The 687-nt window shown below is 69.9% G+C and carries 1 protein-coding gene; it reads right to left on the bottom strand.

All coding sequences use genetic code 11. From position 1 onward, the window contains the following. Positions 1 to 578: leucine zipper domain-containing protein (locus E1283_RS36780; protein WP_165956392.1), on the bottom strand; the 578-nt coding region annotated here is incomplete at its 3' end. Positions 579 to 687 lie beyond the last annotated feature (109 nt).

The following is a 687-nucleotide window of genomic DNA, read 5'->3' as shown; positions in this document are numbered from 1 at the left end:
TCGTCCGTCAGGATTTCGCTGTAGGCGAGGCGGGAGTGGTCGTCGACGGCGGTGTGGAGGTAGCTGTAGCCGGCGGCGGCGCGGGTCTTTCGTCCGGCGGCCCGGCCGAGGACCTTGTGGCCGCCGCCGTCGGGGATGTTGCCGAGCTTTTTGATGTCGACGTGGACCAGTTCGCCGGGCCGTTCGCGTTCGTAGCGGCGTATGACGCGGCCGGTGGCGCGGTCCAGATGGGTCAGGCGTGCCAGTCGGTAGCGGGTCAGGACGCGGTGCACCGTCGAGGGGACCAGGCGCAGTAGGTGTGCGATGCGGGCCGGGCCCCAGCGGCGTAGCACGCGGACCTTGATGATGCGGCGTTCGGTTCGGGTCGGAGTCCGTCCGGGGCTCGCGTGGGGGCGGGAGGATCGGTCGGTCATCCCGGCCTCGCCCAGTCGCCGGTAGCGCTCAGCCCAGCGGTGGGCCGTGGTCGGGGAGACCTGGAAGCGTTCGGCGGCCCGGCGAAGGGGCCAGCCGTCCTCCACGACGCAGCGGGCCAGACGCAGACGGCCGGTCTCGGTCAGAGGTGCATTACGGTGGGGCATGAGGGCCTTCTGATGCTCGGTGGAGATGTCGCAATCCACACCGAAGCCGGAAGGCCCTCACTCGTTCAAGACCACGACCACATGTCGTCCGTCACCAACCTCCGTGGAC

The sequence above is a fragment of the Streptomyces hainanensis genome, from assembly GCF_004348415.1.
Taxonomy (GTDB): Bacteria; Actinomycetota; Actinomycetes; order Streptomycetales; family Streptomycetaceae; genus Streptomyces; species Streptomyces hainanensis.
The sequence above is the reverse complement of the archived record's forward strand: the minus strand, read 5'-3'. Positions and strand labels throughout refer to the sequence as shown.